This window comes from Amycolatopsis sp. 2-15, assembly GCF_030285625.1.
Taxonomy (GTDB): Bacteria; Actinomycetota; Actinomycetes; order Mycobacteriales; family Pseudonocardiaceae; genus Amycolatopsis; species Amycolatopsis carbonis.
Genome location: NZ_CP127294.1, coordinates 4,598,219 through 4,621,556, shown reverse-complemented (window position 1 = coordinate 4,621,556; position 23,338 = coordinate 4,598,219). Strand labels below are relative to the sequence as shown.

Annotated in this window: 23 protein-coding genes, 2 pseudogenes and 1 riboswitch; of the genes and pseudogenes, 14 read left to right on the top strand and 11 right to left on the bottom strand. The window is 70.7% G+C overall.

The features are described from left to right. The first annotated feature begins 4 nt into the window (after positions 1-4). From cysD to QRX50_RS22840, 5 genes and pseudogenes are all read left to right on the top strand, one after another. A complete protein-coding gene (cysD, locus tag QRX50_RS22860) occupies positions 5-949 on the top strand; it encodes a sulfate adenylyltransferase subunit CysD (RefSeq protein WP_285973941.1) in 945 nt (314 codons plus the stop codon). Next, positions 949-2,211 (top strand): sulfate adenylyltransferase subunit 1, encoded by a 1,263-nt coding sequence (locus QRX50_RS22855; RefSeq protein ID WP_285973940.1) that lies wholly within the window; start codon positions 949-951, stop codon positions 2,209-2,211. The genes cysD and QRX50_RS22855 overlap by 1 nt, the downstream gene beginning before the upstream one ends. Continuing rightward, positions 2,208-2,936: a sirohydrochlorin chelatase gene (locus tag QRX50_RS22850; protein WP_285973939.1), complete on the top strand. Its 729-nt coding sequence runs from the start codon at positions 2,208-2,210 to the stop codon at positions 2,934-2,936. The genes QRX50_RS22855 and QRX50_RS22850 overlap by 4 nt, the downstream gene beginning before the upstream one ends. A gap of 57 nt (positions 2,937-2,993) precedes the next feature. Further along, positions 2,994-3,212, top strand: a pseudogene (locus tag QRX50_RS22845) (cyclase); the annotation flags it as partial. A 97-nt stretch (positions 3,213-3,309) separates the two neighbouring features. Continuing rightward, positions 3,310-4,092: an enoyl-CoA hydratase family protein gene (locus tag QRX50_RS22840; protein ID WP_285973938.1), complete on the top strand. Its 783-nt coding sequence runs from the start codon at positions 3,310-3,312 to the stop codon at positions 4,090-4,092. 73 nt (positions 4,093-4,165) lie between these two features. On the opposite strand, the gene QRX50_RS22835 is transcribed toward QRX50_RS22840, so the two are convergent. Genes QRX50_RS22835 through QRX50_RS22825 form a run of 3 tightly spaced genes read right to left on the bottom strand, consistent with a single transcriptional unit; the run spans position 4,166 to position 5,201 of the window. Continuing rightward, entirely contained in the window at positions 4,166-4,531 is a 366-nt protein-coding gene (locus QRX50_RS22835) for a barstar family protein (protein ID WP_285973937.1), read from the bottom strand. Beyond that, entirely contained in the window at positions 4,528-4,992 is a 465-nt protein-coding gene (locus QRX50_RS22830) for a guanyl-specific ribonuclease (RefSeq protein WP_285973936.1), read from the bottom strand. The genes QRX50_RS22835 and QRX50_RS22830 overlap by 4 nt, the downstream gene beginning before the upstream one ends. Positions 4,993-5,003: 11 nt before the next feature. Continuing rightward, positions 5,004-5,201: a hypothetical protein gene (locus QRX50_RS22825; RefSeq protein ID WP_285973935.1), complete on the bottom strand. Its 198-nt coding sequence runs from the start codon at positions 5,199-5,201 to the stop codon at positions 5,004-5,006. A 60-nt stretch (positions 5,202-5,261) separates the two neighbouring features. Here QRX50_RS22825 and QRX50_RS22820 point away from each other — a divergent pair, with 60 nt between their 5' ends. Then, complete coding sequence (locus QRX50_RS22820; RefSeq protein WP_285973934.1) at positions 5,262-6,227, top strand: quinone oxidoreductase family protein; 966 nt, start codon at positions 5,262-5,264, stop codon at positions 6,225-6,227. 160 nt (positions 6,228-6,387) lie between these two features. Beyond that, a complete protein-coding gene (locus QRX50_RS22815; protein WP_285973933.1) occupies positions 6,388-7,416 on the top strand; it encodes an alpha/beta fold hydrolase in 1,029 nt (342 codons plus the stop codon). Positions 7,417-7,426: 10 nt separating this feature from the next. Here QRX50_RS22815 and QRX50_RS22810 read toward each other — a convergent pair whose 3' ends face one another. Beyond that, positions 7,427-7,633, bottom strand: coding sequence for a tautomerase family protein (locus QRX50_RS22810; RefSeq protein WP_285973932.1), 207 nt, complete (start codon positions 7,631-7,633; stop codon positions 7,427-7,429). 193 nt (positions 7,634-7,826) lie between these two features. Here QRX50_RS22810 and QRX50_RS22805 point away from each other — a divergent pair, with 193 nt between their 5' ends. Continuing rightward, positions 7,827-9,278, top strand: a complete 1,452-nt coding sequence (locus tag QRX50_RS22805; protein WP_285973931.1) for an amino acid permease — start codon at positions 7,827-7,829, stop codon at positions 9,276-9,278. Between the two features lie 342 nt (positions 9,279-9,620). Here QRX50_RS22805 and QRX50_RS22800 read toward each other — a convergent pair whose 3' ends face one another. After that, positions 9,621-10,670 carry an NAD(P)H-dependent flavin oxidoreductase gene (locus QRX50_RS22800; RefSeq protein ID WP_285973930.1) on the bottom strand — a complete coding sequence of 350 codons (1,050 nt, stop codon included), beginning with the start codon at positions 10,668-10,670 and terminating at the stop codon, positions 9,621-9,623. Between the two features lie 63 nt (positions 10,671-10,733). On the opposite strand from QRX50_RS22800, the gene QRX50_RS22795 reads away from it, so the two are divergent. Further along, positions 10,734-11,180, top strand: a complete 447-nt coding sequence (locus QRX50_RS22795) for a pyridoxamine 5'-phosphate oxidase family protein (RefSeq protein ID WP_285973929.1) — start codon at positions 10,734-10,736, stop codon at positions 11,178-11,180. Between the two features lie 46 nt (positions 11,181-11,226). Here the strand turns inward: QRX50_RS22795 and lepA are convergent, their stop codons facing one another. After that, complete coding sequence (lepA, locus tag QRX50_RS22790; RefSeq protein WP_285973928.1) at positions 11,227-13,077, bottom strand: translation elongation factor 4; 1,851 nt, start codon at positions 13,075-13,077, stop codon at positions 11,227-11,229. A 117-nt stretch (positions 13,078-13,194) separates the two neighbouring features. Between lepA and QRX50_RS22785 the strand changes: the two genes are divergently transcribed. Beyond that, entirely contained in the window at positions 13,195-13,791 is a 597-nt protein-coding gene (locus QRX50_RS22785; protein ID WP_285973927.1) for a class I SAM-dependent methyltransferase, read from the top strand. On the opposite strand, the gene QRX50_RS22780 is transcribed toward QRX50_RS22785, so the two are convergent. Both QRX50_RS22780 and QRX50_RS22775 read right to left on the bottom strand, forming a co-directional pair. Beyond that, positions 13,788-14,162 (bottom strand): VOC family protein, encoded by a 375-nt coding sequence (locus QRX50_RS22780; RefSeq protein ID WP_285973926.1) that lies wholly within the window; start codon positions 14,160-14,162, stop codon positions 13,788-13,790. The genes QRX50_RS22785 and QRX50_RS22780 overlap by 4 nt on opposite strands. 22 nt (positions 14,163-14,184) lie before the next feature. Beyond that, a complete protein-coding gene (locus QRX50_RS22775) occupies positions 14,185-15,048 on the bottom strand; it encodes an EamA family transporter (RefSeq protein WP_285973925.1) in 864 nt (287 codons plus the stop codon). Positions 15,049-15,426: 378 nt separating this feature from the next. On the opposite strand from QRX50_RS22775, the gene rpsT reads away from it, so the two are divergent. Next, positions 15,427-15,687, top strand: coding sequence for a 30S ribosomal protein S20 (rpsT, locus tag QRX50_RS22770; RefSeq protein ID WP_285973924.1), 261 nt, complete (start codon positions 15,427-15,429; stop codon positions 15,685-15,687). A gap of 457 nt (positions 15,688-16,144) precedes the next feature. On the opposite strand, the gene holA is transcribed toward rpsT, so the two are convergent. Further along, positions 16,145-17,116 carry a DNA polymerase III subunit delta gene (gene holA / locus QRX50_RS22765; protein ID WP_285973923.1) on the bottom strand — a complete coding sequence of 324 codons (972 nt, stop codon included), beginning with the start codon at positions 17,114-17,116 and terminating at the stop codon, positions 16,145-16,147. Positions 17,117-17,264: 148 nt separating this feature from the next. Continuing rightward, positions 17,265-17,399: riboswitch (SAM riboswitch) on the top strand. Positions 17,400-17,412: 13 nt separating this feature from the next. Between holA and thrC the strand changes: the two genes are divergently transcribed. After that, positions 17,413-18,678, top strand: coding sequence for a threonine synthase (thrC, locus tag QRX50_RS22760; RefSeq protein WP_285973922.1), 1,266 nt, complete (start codon positions 17,413-17,415; stop codon positions 18,676-18,678). Positions 18,679-18,702: 24 nt separating this feature from the next. On the opposite strand, the gene QRX50_RS22755 is transcribed toward thrC, so the two are convergent. Both QRX50_RS22755 and QRX50_RS22750 read right to left on the bottom strand, forming a co-directional pair. Next, positions 18,703-21,087 (bottom strand): ComEC/Rec2 family competence protein, encoded by a 2,385-nt coding sequence (locus QRX50_RS22755; RefSeq protein ID WP_434533304.1) that lies wholly within the window; start codon positions 21,085-21,087, stop codon positions 18,703-18,705. Next, positions 21,084-21,833, bottom strand: a complete 750-nt coding sequence (locus tag QRX50_RS22750; RefSeq protein WP_285973921.1) for a ComEA family DNA-binding protein — start codon at positions 21,831-21,833, stop codon at positions 21,084-21,086. The genes QRX50_RS22755 and QRX50_RS22750 overlap by 4 nt, the downstream gene beginning before the upstream one ends. A 182-nt stretch (positions 21,834-22,015) precedes the next feature. On the opposite strand from QRX50_RS22750, the gene QRX50_RS22745 reads away from it, so the two are divergent. Continuing rightward, the gene (locus QRX50_RS22745) at positions 22,016-22,456 is read left to right on the top strand and encodes a nuclear transport factor 2 family protein (protein ID WP_285973920.1); all 441 of its coding nucleotides are present in this window, start codon (positions 22,016-22,018) and stop codon (positions 22,454-22,456) included. A gap of 46 nt (positions 22,457-22,502) precedes the next feature. Further along, positions 22,503-23,328, top strand: a pseudogene (locus QRX50_RS50400) (oxidoreductase). Positions 23,329-23,338: the final 10 nt, after the last annotated feature.

Genomic DNA, 23,338 nt, shown 5'->3' with positions numbered 1-23,338 from the left:
ACCGATGACCACTCTGACTGTGCCCTCTGGGGCCAAACCCCAGACCCCGGCCGCGATCGCGTTCGACAATCTCGCCGCACTGGAATCCGAGGCCATCCACATTTTCCGTGAGGTGGCGGGTGAGTTCGACCGGCCGGTGATCTTGTTCTCCGGCGGCAAGGACTCGACGCTGCTGTTGCACTTGGCGATCAAGGCGTTCTGGCCGGCGCCGGTGCCGTTTCCGTTGCTGCACGTCGACACCGGGCACAACTTCGACGAGGTGATCGCCTTCCGCGACCACGTCGTCGAAAAGCACGGGCTGCGCCTGGTCGTGGCGAAGGTGCAGGACTGGATCGACGACGGCCGCCTCGAAGAGCGCGCCGACGGGATGCGCAACCCGCTGCAGACCACGCCGTTGCTGGACACGATCGCGGAGAACAAGTTCGACGCGGTGTTCGGCGGCGGCCGCCGCGACGAAGAACGCGCGCGGGCCAAGGAGCGGATCTTCAGCCTGCGCAACTCGTTCGGGCAGTGGGAGCCGCGCCGGCAGCGCCCGGAGCTGTGGAACCTCTACAACGGCCGTCACCGGCCCGGCGAGCAGGTCCGCGTCTTCCCGCTGTCGAACTGGACCGAAGCGGACGTGTGGAACTACATCGCCCGCGAAAAGGTCGAGCTGCCCTCGATCTACTACGCCCACCAGCGCGAGGTCTACCAGCGCGACGGCATGTGGCTCACCGAAGGCCCCTGGGGCGGCCCCCGCGCCGACGAGCAGGTGCAGGAACTGTCCGTGCGCTACCGCACCGTCGGCGACGGCTCGTGCACCGGCGCGATCGAGTCCACCGCGGTGACCGTGGCCGACGTGATCGCGGAGGTCTCCGCGTCGCGGCTGACCGAGCGCGGGGCGACGCGGGCGGATGACCGGATGTCGGAAGCGGCCATGGAAGACCGCAAGCGGGAGGGCTACTTCTGATGAGTTCGCTGCTGAGGCTCGCCACGGCGGGCAGCGTCGACGACGGTAAGTCCACCCTGGTCGGGCGGCTGTTGTACGACACGAAGTCGGTGCTGGCCGACCAACTCGACGCGGTCACGCGCGCGTCGGTGGACAAGGGACTGTCCACACCGGACTTGTCGCTGCTGGTCGACGGCCTGCGCTCGGAGCGGGAGCAGGGCATCACCATCGACGTGGCCTACCGCTACTTCGCCACCCCACGCCGCTCGTTCGTCCTCGCCGACACCCCGGGGCACGTGCAGTACACCCGCAACACGGTCACCGGCGCCTCCACCGCGCAGCTCGCGGTGCTGCTGGTCGACGCGCGCAAGGGGGTCGTGGAGCAGACCCGCCGCCACGCGGCGGTGCTGGCGCTGCTGGGCGTGCCGCGGCTGGTGCTGGCGGTGAACAAGATCGACCTCGTCGACTACGACGAAGAGACCTTCTCCGTCATCGCCAAGGAGTTCACCGCCCACGCCGAATCTTTGGGCTACGAGCACGGCTCCGTCGTCACCATCCCCGTCTCCGCACTCGAAGGCGACAACGTCGCCACCTCCTCCGAGCGCACCCCCTGGTACGACGGCCCGGCCCTGCTGGAACACCTGGAAACCGTGCCCGTGGCACCGGACCCGCACGAGGCGGCGTTCCGCTTCCCCGTGCAGTACGTGATCCGGCCACGCACGCCCGAGCACCTCGACTACCGCGGCTACGCCGGGCAGATCGCCGCCGGCACCGTCCGGCCCGGCGACGAGATCGTCGTGCTGCCCGCCGGGCTGCGCAGCACGGTCGAGCGCATCGACACCGCCGACGGACCGCTGGACGAAGCGGGCGCCGGCACGTCCGTGACGCTGCTGCTGGCCGACGACCTCGACATCTCCCGCGGCGACCTCATCGCCGTGGCCGATCGTCAGCCCCGCGTCACCGACGAGCTCACCGCGACGCTGTGCTGGCTCTCGTCGAAGCAGCTCAAGCCGGGCGCGCGCGTGCTCGTGAAGCACGGCACGCGCACGGTGCAGGCCAATGTCACCGAGCTCACCGCGCGCTTCGACGAGCAGACGTTGTCCAGTGTGGACGATCCGGAGTCGTTGGACCTCAACGACATCGGCCGCGTCGAGCTGTACCTGGCCGAACCGCTGGGCGTGGACGACTACACCGACAGCCCGCGTACGGGCGCGTTCCTCGTGATCGACCCGAAGGACGGCGACACGCTCGCCGCCGGGCTGGTCGGCGAACGGTTCCCGTGACGGCTCCCCTCGTTCCCGTCGCGCACGGCAGCCGCGACCCCCGTTCGGCTGCGACCGTGCGGGGGCTCGTGGAGCGCGTGCGCGTGCAGGCACCGGGGATCGAGGTCTACGAGTCCTTCCTGGATCTCTCGGAACCGCGGGTCACCGACGTCCTGCGGAGGCTCTACGCACAGGGGCACCGCGCCGCGGTCGTGGTACCGCTGCTGCTCGGCAGCGCGTTCCACGCGCGGGTGGACCTGCCCGCGCTCGTCACCGAGGTCAAGGCGGAGTGCCCGGGGTTCGACGTGCGGGTGTCCGAGGTGCTGGGCGTGGACCCGGTGCTGGAGCGCGTCGCGCTCGCCCGGCTCTCCGGCGCCGGCCTGGGCCCGGGCGACGGGGTCGTGGTGAGCGCCGTCGGTTCGTCGAACGCCGGGGCCAACTCGGCCGTGGCCGACCTCGCCGTCCGCTGGGAAGGCGAACTGGGGCTGCCGGTCACCGAGGCGTTCGCGAGCGCGGCGCAGCCCGACGTACCCGCCGCGGTGGCGCGGCTGCGGGCGCGGGGCGTGCGGCGGATCGTCGTCGCGTCGTGGTTCCTCGCGCCCGGACTGCTGCCGGACCGCATCGCGGTGCACGCCCGCGAGGCCGACCGAGCCGTGTTCGTCGCCGAACCGCTGGGCACCGACCCGCGCGTGGCGGCCGCCGTGCTGCACCGCTACGCGGACGTCGTGACCCGGATACCGCTTTAGTAGCACGCTCCTGCGCAGGTCAGCACATAAAGCTGAATCCGATACGCGTTTTGGGCGGGCCCGATCGCGGGCGGCGCGACGTTCGAGCTGCCGGCCGTGACCGTGCACCTCACGGCGGGCGCGTCCGGCACCATCGAGACGAAGCTGGCCGGCACCAGCTATGCCGACCCGGGCCTCACCTTCACCGCCGTGGTCAACCAGCTGATCGACATCTCGGCGCCGACCGCGTGCTTCCCGTCGCCGAGCCCGGTCTTCACGACCACCGCCATCGGCTGACCCGCCGGAGGTTGAACACTGTCGGGGGCCGCCCCGTCCCGGCGGCCCCGGACGCACGTCACAGCGGTCTCGCACACGCGTGTGCGATCGTGGTGCCATGGCTGACGAACTGGTGCACTACGACGTGGTGGGCGGCGCCGCCACGATCACCCTCGACTCCCCGCACAACCGCAACGCCCTGTCCGCGCAGCTGCGCCGCGAACTGTCCGAGTCGCTGGACAAAGCAGTCGCCGACGACGCCGTGCGCGTGGTGCTCCTGACACACACCGGCCCGGTGTTCTGCGCCGGCATGGACCTCAAGGAGGCCCGCGGCGCCGGAGCCGGCGCCCAGGGCGTGAACGAGTTCCCGAAGATCCTCGACCAGCTCTGGACCAGCCCGAAGCCCGTCGTGGCGCGCCTGGCCGGCCCGGCCCGCGCCGGCGGCATCGGCATGATCGCCGCGTGCGACATCGCGGTCGCGGTGCCCGAGGCGACGTTCGCGTTCTCCGAGGTCCGCATCGGCGTGATCCCGGCCGTGATCTCGCTGACGGTGCTGCCGCGGCTGAACCCCCGCGCCGCGCACGAGCTGTTCCTCACCGGCGACGTGTTCGACGCGCAGAGGGCCGTGGAGATCGGGCTGCTCAACGCCGCGGTGCCCGCCGCCGAGCTCGACGAGACCGTGGCGCGGTACCTGAAGTCGCTGACGCTCGGCGGCCCGAAGGCGTTGGCAGCGACCAAAACCTTGCTGAGCAAGCCGCGGCCGGCCACGCCGTCGGAAGGCTTCGCCGCGATGAACGAACTGTCGGCCGGCTTCTTCGCCAGCGAGGAAGGCCAGGAAGGCATTCTCGCCTTCGCCCAGAAGCGCAAGCCGAACTGGGTCCCCGAAGACCACACAGACTGAGCCCGGGCCCGACCACCCCAATGCGGCGTTGGTTGCGTTGAGCGCACCCAAAGCCGCATTGGGGTGCGGGGCGTTACGAGTCGGCCAGAACGACCGTCAGCTGCCAGGAATCCGCTTTGCCGTCCACCGGGCCGAGCGCGCGCTGAGCGTCGGACAGCACGCTGCGGATCGCCAGGTAGTTCTTCGGTTCGGCCTGGCGCAAGGCTTCCGAGCCGCGCCAGATCAGCACGTGCTCGCCCGCGGGCAGCCACGACAGGTCCGTGAGCATGTCGTACAACGCGTCGAGGTTGCGGCCGAAGTAGTCCGGGAAGGACATCGCCTTCGCGATCGCGTCGAGCGTGGAGGCCTTGTCCACCGTGCCGCCGTTGACCAGGTGCGGGTACGCGCCCCGCGCGAAGGCCTCGTCCGCGGCGGCCTTCGCCTCGTCGGCCGGCGTCACCGGTTCGGGTCCACGACGACGAACGACGCGTAGTGGTCGTCGGTGTAGAACAGTTCCTTGGCCTGCCCGGTGACCAGGCGGCGCGGGCCGCGGTCGGGGCTCTTCGGCGTGGTTACCGTGAACTCGTGGTAGTAACCCGATTGCTTCCGCGGCAGCACTTTCTCACGATTCTCGAACACGACGTTGTCGTTGCGCGGATAGGGGTACGGCCCGCCTGCCTCGATCAGCTTCCACGTGTCGCGCGCCTGTGAAGGCAAGCCGGACAACGGTTTCACCGGCAACCCGGAGTCGCCGCCGGGCAACTTCGCGGCGACGCCCGAAGCACCGGCCGGGGCGGAGCTGCTCGGCGTGGCGGGGGCCGACGAGGACGAGTCCCCGACGTTCTCCTTCACGAGCCAGCCCGCGAGCACCAGCACGAGGAGACCGACGAGTGCGGCGGTGATCCGCCTACGGTTGACCATGGTGAGTGAGCCTAAGAGGGCGGGTTGTCGTCGTCGCGGGCCGGGCCGAACCAGCGCGCGAAGCGGCCCACCAGCTTGTCGATGACCCACGCGAAGAGCAGGCACAGCGGTACGACCACGACCATGACCAGCACGAACTGGACGGGGAACCAAGCCTGGGCGAGCCACAGCTCGACCCCGTCCCACCAGTCGGCCAGCCCGTTGAACACGGGTGTGAGCCTACGCGCGCCAGGCTGCGTCGGCGCGCCCAGGGGCGGTAGGTTGCTGCCATGTTCGCCGTATACGCGAAGGAACCCAACGCCGAGGCCCCGCTCGACTCTCTTGTCGCCGGCGAGCGGCCCGAGCCCGAGGTGCCCGAAGGCTGGGTCCGGGTGCACGTCAAGGCCGCCAGCCTCAACATGCACGACCTGTGGACGCTGCGTGGTGTCGGCATCAAGCCCGACCAGTTCCCGATGATCCTGGGCTGCGACGGCGCCGGCACGCTCGACGACGGCTCCGAGGTCGTGCTCCACTCCGTGGTCAACGCCCCGGGCTGGCAGGGCGACGACACGCTCGACCCGAAACGCACCCTGCTGACCGAGAAGCACCAGGGCACGTTCGCCGAGCAGGTCGTGGTGCCCGCGCGCAACGTGGTGCCCAAGCCGGCCGGCCTCACCTTCCCCGAAGCCGCGACGATGGGCACGGCGTGGCTCACCGCATACCGGATGCTGTTCGTGAAGTCCGGCCTGCGCCCCGGCCAGACGATGCTGGTGCAGGGCGCCTCCGGCGGCGTGTCCACGGCGCTGATCGCGCTCGGGCGCGCGGCGGGCTTCCGCGTGTGGGTGACCGGCCGCAGCGAGGAGAAGCGCGCGGTGGCCGAAAGCGTCGGCGCGCACCAGACGTTCGAGTCCGGCGCGCGGCTGCCCGAGCGCGTCGACGCGGTGTTCGAGACCGTGGGCAAGGCCACGTGGGCGCACACCCTCAAGTCGCTCAAGCCGGGCGGCATCGTGGTGGTGTCGGGATCCACGAGCGGCCCGGACCCGTCGGCTGATCTGCAGCGCGTGTTCTTCCTGCAGCTGCGCGTCGCCGGCTCGACCATGGGCACCCGTGACGAGCTGGCCGACATGCTGAGCTACCTCGACCTCAAGGGGATCAAGCCCCGGATCGGCACAGAACTACCCCTCAAAGACGCCGCGGACGGCTTCCGCGCAATGCTCGACGGCGAGACCGCCGGCAAGATCGTCTTCACCCGCTGAGCCGACAGAACTCCTCCGGCCTGGGCTTTTCCGTCACGGATCAGCCCAGGCCGGTGCTTGTACGCCGCATTCCGTTAACCGTCAACACCCCGAGTTCGCAATCGGCTTGTTACCCCCGATGTTCGACCAGAACTCGACCTTGAACGGTTAACCTGTAGACATGACCGCATCGAAGCGGCCCGCACCCGCTGTCCGGGGCGGCCGGCCCAGCAGCGAACCGGATGCCGTCCGGGTCTCCTTCCGGCGCTTCGCCGGAGTTCGGACGCGGGTGCTCGAAGTCGGTCCACCGGTGGTGGGAGCCGAGGCGCCCAAGCGGCCACGCAAGCGTGGCACCGAAAAAGCCTGCGCACCCCGGCTGGTGCTGCTCCACGGTTACTGCGACAGCGCCGACACCTGGCGTCCCGTGCTGGCCGAGCTCGCGGCCGCGGGCATCGCGGCCGTCGCCGTGGACCTGCCCGGTTTCGGCGACGCCCAGCCCCTGCGCCCGGGCCCAATGCTCCCCCAGCTCGACGCGTTCGCCGCCGCCGTGGTGCGCGAGCAGGCCGTGCTCGGACCTGTCGTGCTCGCCGGCAACTCCCTCGGCGGCACGCTCAGCCTGCGCGCGGCGCAGAACCCGCGGCTGCCGCTCGTCGGCGTCGTGTCGATCGCCGCGCCCGGCTTCGTCGACTCGTGGCTCGTCCGCACGGTCGCGCGCAACCCGTTGCCGCTGCGGCTGTACTCCGCGCTCCCCCTGCCCGTACCCGGCTTCCTGGTCCGCGCGGTCGCCGAGCAGGTCGTACCCCGCCTGCTGTATGCCGACGCGGGCACCGCCGACGCCGGCCAGGTACGCCGCTTCACCACGCTCTTCCCCGACTACCGCGCCACCACCTCCCGCCTCGAGCAGGCGCGCCAGCTCGTCACCGAACTCGCCGACGCCTACCAGCTCGACCGCGTGCACGCCCCGCTCCTGGTCGTGGCCTGCGGCAAGGACAAGCTCGTCTCCTCGGCCGCCGGGCGCCGCCTGCACACCCTCGTGCCGCACAGCCGCCTCCTCGTCCGCGAGGACTGGGGCCACTGCCCTCAGCTCGACGACCCTCCCGAGATCGCCGAGCTCCTCACCTTCTTCACCGCCGGCGCCGTCCGCTCCGGCGACGTGCAACGCCCGGCCCGCGCGGCTTCGCAGGCCGCGGAGGACACGGCAGCCGGCTGAGGTCCGGCGTTCAGTCGCCTTGGAGCTGAGCGAGGGTGAGCACGTGGTCGCCGATGCCCCAGCCGCCGTCGGCGACCTCCTCGACGAGGACCATCGTGTTCGGGCGCGCCTGCTCGCCGTAGATCTCGGCGTACAGGTCGGTGGTGCGGTGCACGATCAGTTCCTTCTGCTCCGGCGTGAGAGATCCGGCGGGCACCTTGAAATTCGCGAACGGCATGCTGCGCTCCTTCGTGGTCGTTCTTCCCCGATCGTTGTCGCGCGCGCCGCGCCGAACCAGGGATCGCTTGTCCGTGGATCAAGTGAGATCCCGCCCACTTTCGAACATCGGTGACACAGCGGACACGGCCTAGTACGGTGCGCTGCCAGAGCCCGTGATCCGGGCTCGGTTCACGACGTATGAGGAGACATCGATGTCCGCTCCGCGCAGCCTGGGAACAGGGTCCGGCATCTTCCGGCGCAAACCGATCGAGACGATCGAGAGCGGCGGTGACGGGCTGCAACGCACGCTGGGCCTGCGCCAGCTGACGGCCATCGGCGTCGGCGGCATCATCGGCGCCGGGATCTTCTCGCTGGCGGGCGCGGTGGCCAACCAGACGGCCGGCCCCGCCGTGCTGATCTCGTTCCTCATCGCGGGCATCGCGAGCGCCGCGGCGGCGTTCTCGTACGCGGAGTTCGCCGGCCTGATCCCGCGCGCCGGCTCGGCCTACACCTACGGCTACGCGGTGCTCGGCGAGATCGTCGGGTGGTTCATCGGCTGGGACCTGCTGCTGGAGTACACCGCGATCGTGGCGGTGGTGGCCATCGGCATCTCCGGCTACTTCAACGACCTGCTCGGCTTCCTGCACGTCTCGCTGCCGCAATGGATGTCGGGCGCGCCGGGCACGGAACCCGACGGTGTGGCGCACGGCTCGTACGTGGTGAACCTGTTCGCCGTGGTGCTGTGCCTGCTCATCGCGTTCATCCTCAACCAGGGCATGAAAAACGCGGCGCGGTTCGAGACGCTGCTGGTGTACCTCAAGGTCGCGCTCGTGGTGCTGGTGATCGTGGTCGGCGCCTTCCACATCAAGACGGGCAACTACAGCAACTTCTTCCCCTTCGGCATCAGCGGCGCGTTCACGGGTGCGGCCACCGTCTTCTTCGCGGTCTTCGGATACGACGCCATGTCCACCGCGGCCGAGGAGTCGAAGGACTCCCAGAAGCACATGCCGAAGGCGATCCTCTACTCGCTCGCTATCTCGATGGTGCTCTACGTCTTCGCGTGCCTCGTGCTGACCGGCATGGTGAACTTCAAGGACATCGACCCCGAAGCGGCGTTCTCCAGCGCGTTCGCGTCGGTCGGGCTGGGCTGGCTGGGCGCGGTGATCGCGGTCGGCGCCATCATCGGCATCCTGACCGTGCTGTTCACGTTCCTGCTCGGCGCCACGCGCGTCGGCTATTCGATGAGCCGCGACGGCCTGCTGCCCAAGTGGTTCGGCAAGACGCACCCGGTGCGCAAGGTGCCCACGCGTACGACGTGGATCCTCGGCGTGGCCTCGGCGATCATCGCCGGGTTCCTGCCGATCGGCGAGGCGGCCGAGCTGACGAACATCGGGATCCTGCTGGCGTTCGTGGTGGTGTGTATCGCGGTGATCGTGTTGCGGTACAAGCGGCCGGACCTGCCGCGGACGTTCCGGACGCCCGGGATGCCGGTGGTGCCGATCATCGGGGTGGTGTTCTCGATCTGGTTGATCACGTTCTTGAAGCCGGAGACGTGGTTGAGGTTCGCGATCTGGTTCGCGATCGGGATGGGTGTGTATTTCGGGTACAGCCGTCGGCATTCGGTGTTGGCGCGTGGCGATCAGGGTGAGTCCACTTCGGACTGAGGTGTGGTGAGTTCGGCTCGGCGCGCGGAGCGCACCATTGCCGGAGGTGGGGGTGACGGGCACCCCGATTTTTAGTGTTTCTACGGTTCTGGGCCACTGTCAAGGCGGGAAAGCGTGCCGTGCCTTGACAGTGGCCCAGAATCGTGAAGGGCGCGAGGATCGAGGTGCTGGGTGGGGGCTGGGTGCACTTCGGGTTGTGTTGTCCTGTCACCTTGGGCGGTGGGGAAAGCACCCCAATGTGGCGTTCGGTGCGCTCAACGCAACCAATGTGGCGTTCGGTGCGCTCAACGCAACGAACGCCGCATTGGGGTGGGGTGGGGTGGAGGGGGCGCGGGGGTGTTGTCAGCCCAGGCGGTCGAGGCGGGCGGCGGCCGCCTTGGCCTCGGCGCGCAGGCGTTCCATCACCGAGGCGGCGGATCCGTCGTCGGCGAGTGGGTAGGTCTGGCCGGCCCACAGCGACATCGCCTCGGGGTCGTCGGCGCGGGCGGCGGCCGCGCGGATGGGCTTGCTGATGTGGTGCAGCTGCGGGTATGCGGCGGGCGCGTGGGCCGAGAGGTCGCTCAGCACGCGGTTGACCAGGCCCCGCGCCGGACGGCCGCTGAAGGCGCGGGTGAACGCCGTCAGCCGGCCCGCCTCCGCGAGCGCCCGGCGTTGCGCGGACGGCGTGCCGGCTTCCGGGGTTTGCAGGAAGGCCGTGCCCAGCTGGGCCGCCGACGCCCCGGCCGCGAGTACGGCCGCCACGTCGGCGCCGTGCACCAGCCCGCCCGAGGCGACCAGGGGCAGGCTCGTGCGCGCGGAGATCAGGCGTAGCAGGGCCAGCAGGCCGTACTGCTCACCGCCGGCCGGGTTTGTCGCGTCGTCGGTGAACAAGCCGCGGTGCCCGCCCGCTTCGAAGCCCTGCACCACGAGCGCGTCGGCGCCCCGAGCCGCCGCGAGGTCGGCTTCGTCGGGGTTGGTGACGGTGACCGCCACCTTGCCGCCCGCCTCGTGGACCCGGTGCACCTCGGCGGAAGTCGGCGCGCCGAACGTGAACGACACCAGCGGCACGCGGTGGCGCACGACCGCGTCGAGCTTCGCGGGGTACTCGTCGTCGTCCCAGCTCGGCTCGCCCGGCTCGACGCCGTAGCGCAGGGCCTCGGTGAGCATCCGCTCGCGGTGGGCGGTGACGTCCACGGTCGAACGGCTGCCCGGCACGAACAGGTTCACGCCGAACTTCCCGCCGGTCAGGTCGGCGGTGTGGGCGATCTTCGCCTCCAGCGTCTCCGCCGACAGGTACCCCGCGGCGAGGAAGCCGAAGCCGCCCGCGGCCGTGACCGCCGCGATGAGCTGAGGTGTCGTGGGGCCGCCCGCCATCGGCGCCACGATCACGGGGAACTCGAGGTCATCGAACATGCGCCGAGCCTAGTGCGGGGTGAGCCGGGAAGACGCGCACCCACCACGGCGTTAGTGTGCGGCATGACCGCCGATCTGGAGCACGTCCGCGCGCTGTCCTTGCAGGAGAACGGCCTCGCGACCATCTCGACCACCCGCGCCGACGGGACGGTGCACTCGTCCGTCGTCAACGCCGGGGTCTTCGACGACCCCGTGACCGGCAAACCCGGCGTCGCCCTCGTGGCGATCGGCGGGGCCCACAAGCTCAAGCTGCTGCGCACCACCGGCCACGCGACACTCACGTTCCGCCGTGGCTGGGACTGGGTGTCGGTGACCGGGAAAACCCACCTCATCGGCCCCGACGACCCCGACGCGGCCTTCGACCCGGCCGGCCTGCCGACGTTGCTGCGCGACGTCTTCAAGGCCGCCACCGGAACCCACGACGACTGGGCCGAGTACGACCGCGTGATGGCCGAGGAGCGCCGCGTCGCGGTGTTCGTGGCGGCCGAGAAGATCATCGGCAACCGCTGAAACCCGACGGCGAGCCCGTGCTGTCCGGCGCGGGCTCGCCGGCCGGCTACTTCTTGGCCTTGCCGCTGTCCTCAGTGGACAGAGCCGCGACGAAGGCCTCCTGCGGGACCTCGACCCGGCCGACGGTCTTCATGCGCTTCTTGCCTTCCTTCTGCTTCTCGAGCAGCTTGCGCTTACGCGAGATGTCACCGCCGTAGCACTTGGCGAGCACGTCCTTGCGGATCGCGCGGATCGTCTCGCGCGCGATGATGCGCGAGCCGATCGCCGCCTGGATCGGTACCTCGAACTGCTGGCGCGGGATCAGCTCGCGCAGCCGCGTGGCCATCCGGTTGCCGTAGCCGTAGGCGGCGTCCTTGTGCACGATCGCCGAGAACGCGTCCACGGTCTCGCCCTGCAGCAGGATGTCGACCTTCACGAGCTCGGCAACCTGGTCGCCCGCCTCTTCGTAGTCGAGCGAGGCATACCCGCGCGTGCGCGACTTCAGCGTGTCGAAGAAGTCGAAGATGATCTCCGCGAGCGGGATGTTGTAGCGCAGCTCGACGCGGTCCTCGGACAGGTAGTCCATGCCGAGCAGGACACCGCGCTTGCTCTGGCACAGCTCCATGATCGTGCCGACGAACTCGCTCGGCGCGAGGATGCTCACCTTCGACACCGGCTCGTGGACCTCGGAGATCTTGAGCCCGGTCGGCCAGTCGGACGGATTGGTGACCACGACCTCGCTGCGGTCCTCCAGCACCACGCGGTAGACCACGTTGGGCGCGGTGGAGATCAGGTCGAGGCCGAACTCGCGCTCCAGGCGGTCGCGCGTGATCTCCAGGTGCAGCAGGCCGAGGAAGCCGCAACGGAAGCCGAAGCCCAGCGCGACGGACGTCTCCGGCTCGTAGGCGAGCGCCGCGTCGTTGAGCTGCAGCTTCTCCAGCGCCTCACGAAGCTCCGGGTAGTCGGAGCCGTCGACCGGGTACAGGCCCGAATAGACCATCGGCTTCGGCTCGCGGTAGCCGGCCAGCGGCTCGGTGGCGCCGTGCCGCTCGGACGTGACGGTGTCACCGACCTTCGACTGACGGACGTCCTTCACCCCGGTGATCAGGTAGCCCACCTCGCCGACGCCGAGGCCCTTGCTGGGCTTGGGCTCCGGCGAGATGATGCCGACCTCGAGCAGCTCGTGGGTCGCGCCGGTGGACATCATGCGGATCTTCTCGCGCGGGGTGATCTTGCCGTCGACCACGCGGATGTAGGTGACGACGCCGCGGTAGGTGTCGTAGACCGAGTCGAAGATCATCGCCCGCGCCGGGGCGTCCGCGTCGCCGACCGGCGCCGGGACCTGGCGCACGACCTCGTCGAGCAGCGCGCCGACGCCGACGCCCGTCTTCGCTGAGACCCGCAGCACGTCGGTGGGCTCGCAGCCGATGATGTGCGCGAGCTCGGCCGCGTACTTGTCCGGGTCGGCCGAGGGCAGGTCGATCTTGTTGAGGACCGGGATGATCTGGAGGTTGTTCTCCAGCGCCAGGTAGAGGTTGGCCAGCGTCTGCGCCTCGATGCCCTGCGCGGCGTCGACCAGCAGCACCGCGCCTTCACACGCCTCCAGGGCGCGCGAGACCTCGTAGGTGAAGTCCACGTGGCCGGGCGTGTCGATCATGTGCAGCACGTGGTTCTGACCGTCGACCTGCCAGGGCAGGCGGACGTTCTGGGCTTTGATCGTGATGCCGCGCTCACGCTCGATGTCCATCCGGTCGAGGTACTGCGCGCGCATCGCCCGTTCCTCGACGACGCCGGTGAGCTGCAGCATGCGGTCCGCCAGCGTCGACTTGCCGTGGTCGATGTGGGCGATGATGCAGAAGTTGCGGATCAGTTCCGGCGGCGTGAAGGTGGTATCGGCGAACGTCTTGGGCGCTGTCACTCGTGTGGTCCTCGGGAAAGGTCGGGGATGGCCACCTCCTATCGTCCCATGGACCTCCGGGTGCGGTTGGGGGTCATCCCCGATGCGAGCGCGCCGGGCTCGTGGTGACCTCGAAGGATGAGCACTCCACACCCTCCCCCGGGGACCTTCGACACCGCGTTGGACCGGGCGTTCGGGCACCCCAGCGGCCTGCTGGGCCGCGTCGGCGGCCGGCTGATGTCGCGCGCCAACGCAGCCACCGAGCACCGGCTCGTGGACCTGGCCCGGCTGGAACCCGACGAAACCGTGCTGGTCGTGGGCCCCGGCCCAGGCGTGGGCCTCGACGCCGCGAGCCGCCTGGCGGGCGAGGTCGTCGGCGTCGAACCGTCGGCCGAGATGCGGGCCTTATGCCGTGAACGCTGCGGCGACCGCGTGAAGCTGCGCGACGGCGCCGCTTCGTCGACCGGCTGCGCCGACGCTTCCGTCGACGTGGTCCTGAGCGTCAACAACGTCCAGCTCTGGGACGACCGCGCGGCCGGCTTCGCCGAGCTGTTCCGCGTGCTGCGCCCCGGCGGCCGGCTGCTGCTGTCCGCGCACGAGAAGTGGCTGCCGGTCCCCCGCCACGATCTGGCCGCTGAGGTCACCGCAGCGGGCTTCACCGACCTGCAGACGTGGACGTGGGAGCCCCCGGGCTTCGCGGCCCTGGCGGCGCAGCTGCGGGCCCGCAAGCCCTAGCGGGAGTCCCTCCGCAACGGGTGGTCAGGCGGAACCTGCACCAGGACGATGCGCAGGCCGTCCGGGTCGGTGAGCCAGGCCTCGTCGAGCCCCCACGGCTCGCGGCGCGCCCCGCGGACGGGCGCGACGCCGCGCGCGGCCAGCTCCTCGAGCGTCGCCGGCAGGTCGCGGACCTGCAGCCACAGGTCGACGGCCGCCGAAGGTGTCGCGTCGTTGCCGCCCACGACCTCGATCGAACCACCGCCCGCGAAGAAGACCGTGCCACCGGGGAACTCGCGCTGGATCGCCAGCCCGAGCGTGTCCCGGTAGAACGCGGTCGAGGCCTCCAGGTCGCGCGGGTGGATCAGCACCCGGCTGCTCAATACGTCCATGCGTCCTGCCTACCCGAGTGGCTCAGGCCACCGCAATCGCGACGATCCCGGCCAGCACCACCAGCGAGCCCACCAGCCGGCGCGCCGCGTTCCGCTCACCGAGCACGAACCACGCCGCGAGCCCGCCCAGCACGATCGACAGCTCCCGCGCCGGCGCGACCAGGCTGACCGGCGCCATCCTCAGCGCGTACAGCACCAGCAGGTACGCCGCGGGCGAGGCGAGCCCGACGATCAGCGTCTCCTTCCGGTGCTCGCGCCACAGCTTCGCGACCTCGGCCCGGTCACGCAGGGCCGCGGGCGCCAGCAGCACGCTCTGCACCAGCGCGCCGACGCCGAAGTACACGAGTGGCGGCACCGCGAGCGTCGTCACGGAGTGGGCGTCCCAGAGCGTGTAGGCCGCGATGGTCGCCCCGGTGAGCACGCCGTAGAACACGCCGGCGCGGCGCGCTTTGACGTCGGCCTTGCTGCCGCCGAGGCTGATCACCAGCACGCCCGCCACCACGAGGAACGCTCCGACCAGGCCGAGCACACCGGGGTGCTCGTGCAGCACGAGCACCGCCGCCAGCACCGACAGCAGCGGCCCGGTGCCGCGAGCGAGCGGGTAGACGATCGACAGGTCGCCGACGGCGTACCCGCGCTGCAGCACCGTGCCGTACGCCACGTGCAGCACGGCCGTGACCCCGGCGGCGAGCAGCCACGTCCACTGTGGACGCTCCTTTTCGACCAGGAGCGCGGTGATGACGACGGGAAGCAGCACCACGGCCGACACGGTGTAGTACAGCCACACGAACCTCGGCCCGCCGAAGGTGACGCGCTTGGCCGCGAGGTTCCACCCCGCGTGCACGACGGCGGCGATGAGGACGAACGACAGAGCTGTGGTGTTCACCGGACCCCTTCGGGTCTTCCGCGCACGCGGAAGGCCGGGTCCTCCAGGCTTTTGTCCCGTCAGATGAACGGCGGGCGTCGGGCCGCGCCGATGGTGCCGCTCGGACCTGTCCCGCCGGCCCTGGTTGTCGGTGTCACGGGTGGTGCGGGTGTCGCGCGGGCCGGCAGCGGAACCCTAGGCACTACGGTCTTCACGGTAGCCGAACCGATCACTCCGGGCCGCCCGAGGGGGCCGCGAGCTGGCCTGTTAGGCTTTCCCGTCGTTGCCGTGCGGCATTCCGTCAGGGAGGAAACCCGGCCGCGCTTGTCTTCACGCCAAGCGCCCGGAGCCACTTCGACGCGGCAGCGACCTTCACCGAGACGAAAGCAGGACGCCTTCATGGCCAACATCAAGTCCCAGATCAAGCGCATCACCACCAACGAGAAGGCCCGTCAGCGCAACCTGGCGATCCGCTCCTCGGTGAAGACCGCGATCCGCAAGTTCCGTGAGGCCGCCGACTCCGGCGACAAGACCAAGGCCCTCGAACTCCAGCGCGACGCCGCCCGCAAGCTCGACAAGGCCGTCACCAAGGGCGTCATCCACGCCAACCAGGCCGCCAACAAGAAGTCGGCTCTCGCGAAGCGCGTGAACCAGCTCTGAGCTGATCGCAGCAGCACCCTGCCAGACCTGGAAAAGCCCGGTGACCGCCTGGTCGCCGGGCTTTTTCGTGCGCTCCCCCGCATCCCCGGCGACGGCCTGCCCGCCAGGCCCGGGTACTGAGAAGGCCGGTCGGCGGCCAGTCCACCGGCGCCTGGCCTCGCGATATGTGCGCGGCAGGTGGCCTTCCAGGTCACCTCTCGCCACAGCAGGCCCCGTGCGCGCCGACCGCACCACACGCAGGCCCACCCCAGCGGTGGCTTCGTTTCACGCACCTCGCCACTGCGCGCCGGCCCCAGGTCGGTCGCGGCCCAGGGTCAGTCGCGGCGCAGGGTAATCGCGGCGCAAGGTCGATCGCGGCGCGGTGTCGATCGCGGCGCAAGGTCAATCGCGCCCCGGCGCCCCGGTACGGCGGGTTCGGCCTCGCCGTTGGGTGGCTCGGACTCCCGGGTGGCAGGGGTCAGCGTTCGCCCTTGGCGGCGACGACCTCGACGACCGCGCGTTCCAGGGCGTAGTCCGCGTCGGCCGCTACGCCCTTGACCTCGGCGTTCAGACGGGCGACCACGCGCATCGCGGTGGCGAGGCCGTCCTGGCCCCAGCCGCGCGACTGGCCCTGCGCCTTGCGGATCTTCCACGGCGGCATGCCCAGCTCGCCGGCCATCTGGTTCGGGTTGCCGCGGCCGGCGGCGGAGACGCGGGCGATCGTGCGGACTGCGTCGGCGAGGGCGTCGGCGACCAGGACGTGCGGCACGCCCAGCTGCATGGCCCAGCGCAGCGACTCCAGGGCCGCCGCGCGGTCGCCGCCCACGGCCTTCTCCGCCACGGCGAAGCCGGTCACGTCGGCGCGGCCGGTGTGGTAGCGGCGCACGGCCTGCTCGTCGATCACACCGCCGGTGTCAGCGACGAGCTGCGTCGCCGCGGAGGAGAGCTCGCGCAGGTCGGAGCCGACGGTGTCCATCAGCGCCATCACGCCCGCGGCGTCGATCTTGCCGCCCACGCGGCGCACCTCGTTGCGCACGAACGACTCCCGATCGGCGGGCTTCGTCAGCTTCGGGCACTCGGTGATCTCCGCGCCCGCCTTTTTCAGCGCCGCCGGCAGCGCCTTGGCCGCTTTGCTGCGGCCGCCGCCGTTGTGCACGACCACGAGCACGATCCCGTCGGCGGGCGCCTTGAGGTACGCCATCACCGCGTCCGCCAGCTCCTGCGAGATGTCCTGCGCGGAGTCGAGCACGATGACCCGCCCCTCGCTGAACAGCGAAGGACTCACCAGCTCGGCGAGCACAGGCGGTGTGAGTTCCGACACCCGGTTGCGCGTCATCTCGGCCGTCGAGTCCACGGCCCGCGCGGCGTCCAGCGACGCGCGGACAGCCCGCTCGATGAGCAGTTCTTCCTCACCGAGGACGAGGTGGAGCGGCGCGGGTGCGGTGGTCACTCCGCCATCTTCTCACCCGCCCGGCCCCGGGCTCGCTCCGGTGATGTGCGCCGCCACCGTGGCATGAGGTGATCGCCATGTCGTACGGTGTACCCGAGGCGGCGCCCAGCTCCACCAGATTCGCAGCGGCGCGCCGACAACTGAACACCGCTCATCCAGAGGGGCAGAGGGAACGGCCCGACGAAGCCCCGGCAACCGGCGTACAGCCTGTCTTCCCGAATTTGCGGGATAGCTGACGACCACGGTGCCAATTCCGGCCCGCGTTTTGCGGGGCAGATGAGGAAAGGAACCTCGCGATGACCGTTACCCTCGGCACGACCTCCACCAAGAAGACCCTGGACCTCGGTCCGGCCGTCGAACTGGTGTCGAAGGAAGAGGGCCACCGGCAGCCGCTCGCCCCGGAGTTCGTGTCCGCGGAGGACTTCTCGCCGCTCGAGGTCGCCTACGACTTCGGCCGCGTGCGCCGCGAAGACATCGAGGCCGGCCCCAAGAACATCTGGCGCTACAAGAAGCTCCTTCCCGTCCCCTCGACCGTCGAGGAGATCCCGAACACCGAACCCGGCGCCACCCGCCTGGTGAAGGCCGACCGCCTCGCCAAGGCGCTGGGCCTGAAGTCCCTGTGGGTCAAGGACGACACCGGCAACCCCACGCACTCCTTCAAGGACCGCGTGGTCGCCGTCGCGCTGGCCGCGGCCCGCGAGTTCGGCTTCGAGGTCCTCGCGTGTCCCTCGACCGGCAACCTGGCCAACGCGACGGCCGCCGCCGCGGCCCGCGCCGGCTGGCGGTCGGTCGTGCTGATCCCGAAGTCGCTCGAGCGCGCCAAGATTCTCACCACCGCGGTCTACGACGGTGATCTGATCGCCGTCGACGGCAACTACGACGACGTCAACCGCCTCGCCACCCAGCTCGCCGGCGAGCACCCGACGTGGGCGTTCGTCAACGTCAACGTGCGCCCCTACTACTCCGAAGGCTCCAAGACGCTCGGCTACGAGGTCGCCGAGCAGCTCGGCTGGCGCCTGCCAGAGCAGATCGTGGTGCCGATCGCCTCGGGCTCGCAGCTGACCAAGGTGGACAAGGGTTTCCGCGAGCTCGGCCAGCTCGGCCTCGTGGAAGCCAGCCCCTACAAGGTCTTCGGCGCGCAGGCCACCGGCTGCTCCCCCGTCTCGGCCGCCTTCCGCGCCGGCCACGACGTGGTCCAGCCCGTGAAGCCCGACACCATCGCCCGCTCGCTCGCGATCGGCAACCCCGCCGACGGCCCCTACGTTCTCGACGTCGTCAACCGCACCGGCGGTGCGATCGAGGACGTGAGCGACGAGGAGGTCGTGGAGGGCATCCGGCTGCTCGCGCGCACCGAAGGCATCTTCACCGAGACCGCCGGCGGCGTCACCGTCGCGACCGCGAAGAAGCTCATCGAGACCGGCAAGCTCGACCCCGAGGCCGACACCGTGCTGCTCATCACCGGCGACGGCCTCAAGACGCTCGACGCGCTCGAAGGCCGCATCGGCCCGAAGGCGACCGTGCCCCCGTCAGCCGAGGCCGTGAGCAAGGCCCTCGGCCTCTGACCGCCGGGCCCGCGGGCCGCTCCCCTAGCGGGGCGGCCCGCGCGGCTCACCCCGGCGCGCCACCGCCGGCCCGCCGTTACCGGGCAGCACGGCTGTGTCACCGTCCACATCGGTTCGCGTCACGAGCACACCCAACGTGCCCAGCACGTCCACTGTGGACTTCGCCGGGTGCCCGTAGCTGTTGCCCGCGCCCACGCTGATCATTGCCGCCCGCGCCTCCACCGCCTCGAGGAACTGGGGCAACGAGTAGCGCGAGCCGTGGTGGGGAACTTTCAGCACGTCGGCGTGCAGGTCCACCCCTTCGGCCAGCAGGTCGGCCTGCGCGGCCAGTTCCACGTCTCCGGTCAGCAGCACCCTCCCCGCCGCCGTGGTCGCACGAAGCACCACGGAACTGTTGTTGATCATCGTGCCGTCCTGCAAGGCGGCGGCACGTGCCGTGACGTAGCGCGGCCCGAGCACATCGAGCGACAGCCCCGGCCAGTCGAGCCGCTGCCGGTCGCTCAGCTCCAGCAGCGGCACGTGGTGCGTCGCCGCCTCCTGCGACACCTGCTGCCACGCCCACGCCGGCGCCCGCCCAGGCCCCACGGCGATCGCTCCCACGGCCCGGCCGTCGAACACCGACGACAGCCCGCCGATGTGGTCGGCGTGCAGGTGGCTGAGCACCAGCAGCGGGATCCGCTCCACGCCGAGCCGCCGCAGGCACTCGTCCACCGGCCCCGGCTCCGGCCCGGTGTCCACGACCACCGCCCGCCCGGGCTCCGCCGTGGCCAGCACCACGGCATCACCTTGGCCGACGTCGCACTCCACCATCGCCCAGCCCTTCGGCGGCCAGCCGGGCGAGAGCACCCGCGGCGGTACCACGATCAGCAGCACCGCCACCAGCCCCATCGCCACCACCAGCCGCGCGCGCCGGAACCGGAACGCGACCACCACCACGAGCAGCACCCCGGCCGCACACACCCCGCCCCACCAGCCGCCCGGCCACGTGAGCACCGCACCCGGCGCACGAGCGCCGTGCCGCGCCACGGTGATCAGCCAGCGAGCCTCCGGATCGGCCAGGTGCACCAGCACGTGCCCGGCGCCGGGCCACCACGGCCCGACCACCGTGGCCAGCACCCCGAGCACCGTGACCGGCGCGACGACGGGCGCCGCCAGCACGTTGGTCACCACCGACACGAGGCTCACCGTGCCCGCCATGCCCGCGATCACCGGCGCGGTGACCACGAACGCCGCCAGCGGCACCGCGATCCCTTCCGCGTACCCCGGCGGAATCCCCCGGCGCACCAGCGAATCCGCCCACCGCGGCGCCAGCAGCACCAGCCCCGCGGTCGCGAACACCGACAGTGCGAACCCGAAGTCCGCCGCCATCACCGGATCCCACGCGACGAGCACGCACACCGAGAACGCCAGCGCCGGCAACGCGGATCCACGACGGCCCATCGCCAGCGCCAGCAGCGCCACCCCGCCCATCACCCCGGCCCGCAGGACACTCGGCGCCGGGCCGACGAGAATCAGGAAGCCGCCCAAGCACAATCCCGCCGCGACAGCCGACAGCCGCGGCCCGACGCGCAGCAACCGGCACAACAGCAAAACGGAGCCGCAAAGGATCGCCAGATTTCCGCCGCTCACAGCCATCAAGTGCGTGAGCCCCGACTCCGTGAACTCCTGCTCCACCTCCTCTGGCAACGCACTCGTGTCACCCAAGACCAGACCGGGCAGCAGCCCCGCCGGTTCCTCCGGCAACACCGCGCACATGTCGTGCAGCCCCGCCCGCAACGTCGCGGCCACCCGCTGCCACCACGGCGCCCGCGTGACCCCGACCGGAGCGCCCTGCAGGTAGACGACCGCCGCCGTCAGCTCACCCCCGCGCGCCGGCGCCAGGCGGCCCGACGCCGTGACCTCCTGGCCCGGCAGGAGAGCACCCCACGCGGCGACCGGCGCGAGCAGCAGGACCCGGCCGGTGGACTCCACCGGCCGACCGTCCACAGTGGCCGATTCCACCTTGGCGTCGATGGCCACTGATCGCGTGCCCGCCTGCTGATCGGCGTAACCGGCACTGTGGATCGGCCGCGGTCGCTCGGTGACCTCGACGCGGATCGTGGCGGTCACCCCGTGCGCTGCGGCTTGGCCGAGTGCGTCCTGCTCCGCTCCCCTGATGCGCCACGCCGTCGGCAACGCCACCACGAGCCCCAGCACCAACAACGCGCCGGCCGCTCCGAGCCACCGCCCACGCCGCCGCGCGAGCAACACGGCCGACAAAACCGCCGCCACAACCCCGAAAACCTCGGCCGCCCACCACCCGAGCCGCAGTCCCGCCAGGGTGCCGCCCCAGGCCGCCAGTGCTGCCGGGACGAGCCGAAGGTCGTGGTCACGCCACGACGGAGCGGCCTCCGACCGGACGAACATCATCCGACTGTCACCTGCTCGCGCAGCTTCTCGAACTTGCTTTCGCCGATGCCTTCGACATCACGAAGTTGTTCGACGCTGGAGAAGCCGCCGTGCTGGGTGCGCCAGTCGATGATGCGGCCGGCGGTGACCTCGCCGACGCCGGGCAGGGTGTCGAGCTGTTCAGGCGTGGCCGAGTTGAGGTCGAGCTTGCCCGGCGCCGCGCCGGCACCCGCCGGGGCCGAGGAGGCGACCGTGATGCCGACGGCGAGCTGGTCGCCGTCGGTGAGCTTGCGGGCGAGGTTCAGGCTGGAGAGATCGGTGCCGGGGTCCGCGCCACCGGCGGCTCGCACCGCGTCGGCCACGCGCGAGCCGGCCGGAACGGTGACGAGGCCGGGCGCACGGACGTGGCCGATCACGCTGATCACCAGCTTCGCGGACGTCGAAGACGCCGGTGCCGCAACGGAAGGGTGCGCCTTCGCGCTCGGCAGCGACGGCGCCACCTCCGTCGCGGGCGCCCCGCTGAACACCGCGAACCCCGCGGCGATCAGCACGGCCACGACCACGAGCCCCAGCGCGACGAGGACTCGCGGGCTTTTCAGCACGCCGGGCAGACCGGGGTGGGCCGGGTCGGCGCCGCCGGGCAGCCAGCGCCGGACCAGCCGGCCGCCGGGCCCGACGGTGCGTGGGCCCGCCGCCAGCTGGTCGGCCAGCCAGGCGAGCCTGGCGTTCACGGGAGTGCCCGGATCACGGGCGGTCTGCTCGAACACACGTGCGACGCTAGGCGCTGATCGACATCGGCCACCAGGCCCAATCCGGCAACCTGTGGATAACTCACCCCTTGTGGATAACTCGGCCTCCGCGACGCCGGAACGCCGGTTCCGGTCGACCCGCGATGCCATGCTGTCGCCCATCGCCGCCCTCGACGGCGCTCCACAGGAAGGGCTCCACCATGACGAACGAAACCGAGATCCGCGCCCTGATCGAAAACTGGGCCACTGCCGTCCACACGGGAAATCTCGACGGCGTCCTCGCGGGCCACTCCGACGACATCGTGATGTTCGACGTCCCGCCGCCCCACGAAGGTGTCCGAGGGATCGATGCGTACCGCGAGACCTGGCCGCCGTTTTTCGTCTGGCAGGCGGAAGGCGCGACCTTCACCATCCTGGAGCTCGACGTGACCGCGGGCGACGACGTGGCGTTCGCCTGGGCACTCCTGCGCTGCGGCACCCCTGCTGATCCACCGGGCCACCGCCTGCGATTGACCATCGGCCTGCGCAAGGACCACGGCCGCTGGGTGGTGACGCACGAGCACCACTCGTTCGCCGCCGTCGACGGTGACGCTGCCGGTAACGACTCCGGTGGAATCCGCCCGGTTGAAAGTGAACTATGACTCATGATAAACCTGAGTCTCAGTTCACTTTCAGGAGGTGGTGGTCATGGCCGCCAAGGTCGCCCTGGTCACGGGCGCGTCGTCGGGTATCGGAGAGTCCACCGCGCGAGAGCTGCTGGAGCGTGGCTACACGGTCTACGGCGCCGCGCGAAGGGTGGCGCGGATGGCGGGCCTGGCCGAACGTGGGGTGCAGACGCTCGCGCTGGACGTGACGGACGAGGAGTCCGTGGAGAAGGTCGTGGCGGCGATCGTCGCGGAGTCCGGCCGGATCGATCTGCTGGTGAACAACGCCGGCTACGGCTCGTATGGCGCCGTCGAAGACGTGCCTTTGTCGGAAGCCCGCTACCAGTTCGAGGTGAACGTCTTCGGCGCCGCGCGGCTGATCCAGCTCGTGCTGCCCGTGATGCGAGCGCAGCGCTCGGGCCGGATCGTGAACATCTCCTCGATTAAGCGGCAAGATCCACACCCCGCTGGGCGCCTGGTACCACGGCACGAAGTTCGCCCTGGAGGGGTTCTCCGACGCGCTGCGAATGGAGGTGCGGCCCTTCGGGATCGACGTGGTCGTGGTCGAGCCCGGTGGGATCGCGACGGAGTGGGGCACCATCGCCGTGGACCACATGACGGAGGTCTCCGGCGAAGGCGCGCATTCGAACCTGGTCGGGAAGCTGGCGAAGGGCATGAACTCGGGCCTCAACGCGCGGATGATGTCCCCGCCGTCCGTGATCGCGAAGACCGTTGCCAAGGCGGCGACGGCTCGGCGCCCGCGCACACGTTACGCTGCGGGTTTCGGCGCGAAGCCCTTGATTTTCCTGCGCCGCGCCCTGCCCGACCGCGCTTTCGACACCCTGATCACGAGGGCACTCGCGAGCTGACCCCGGAGAA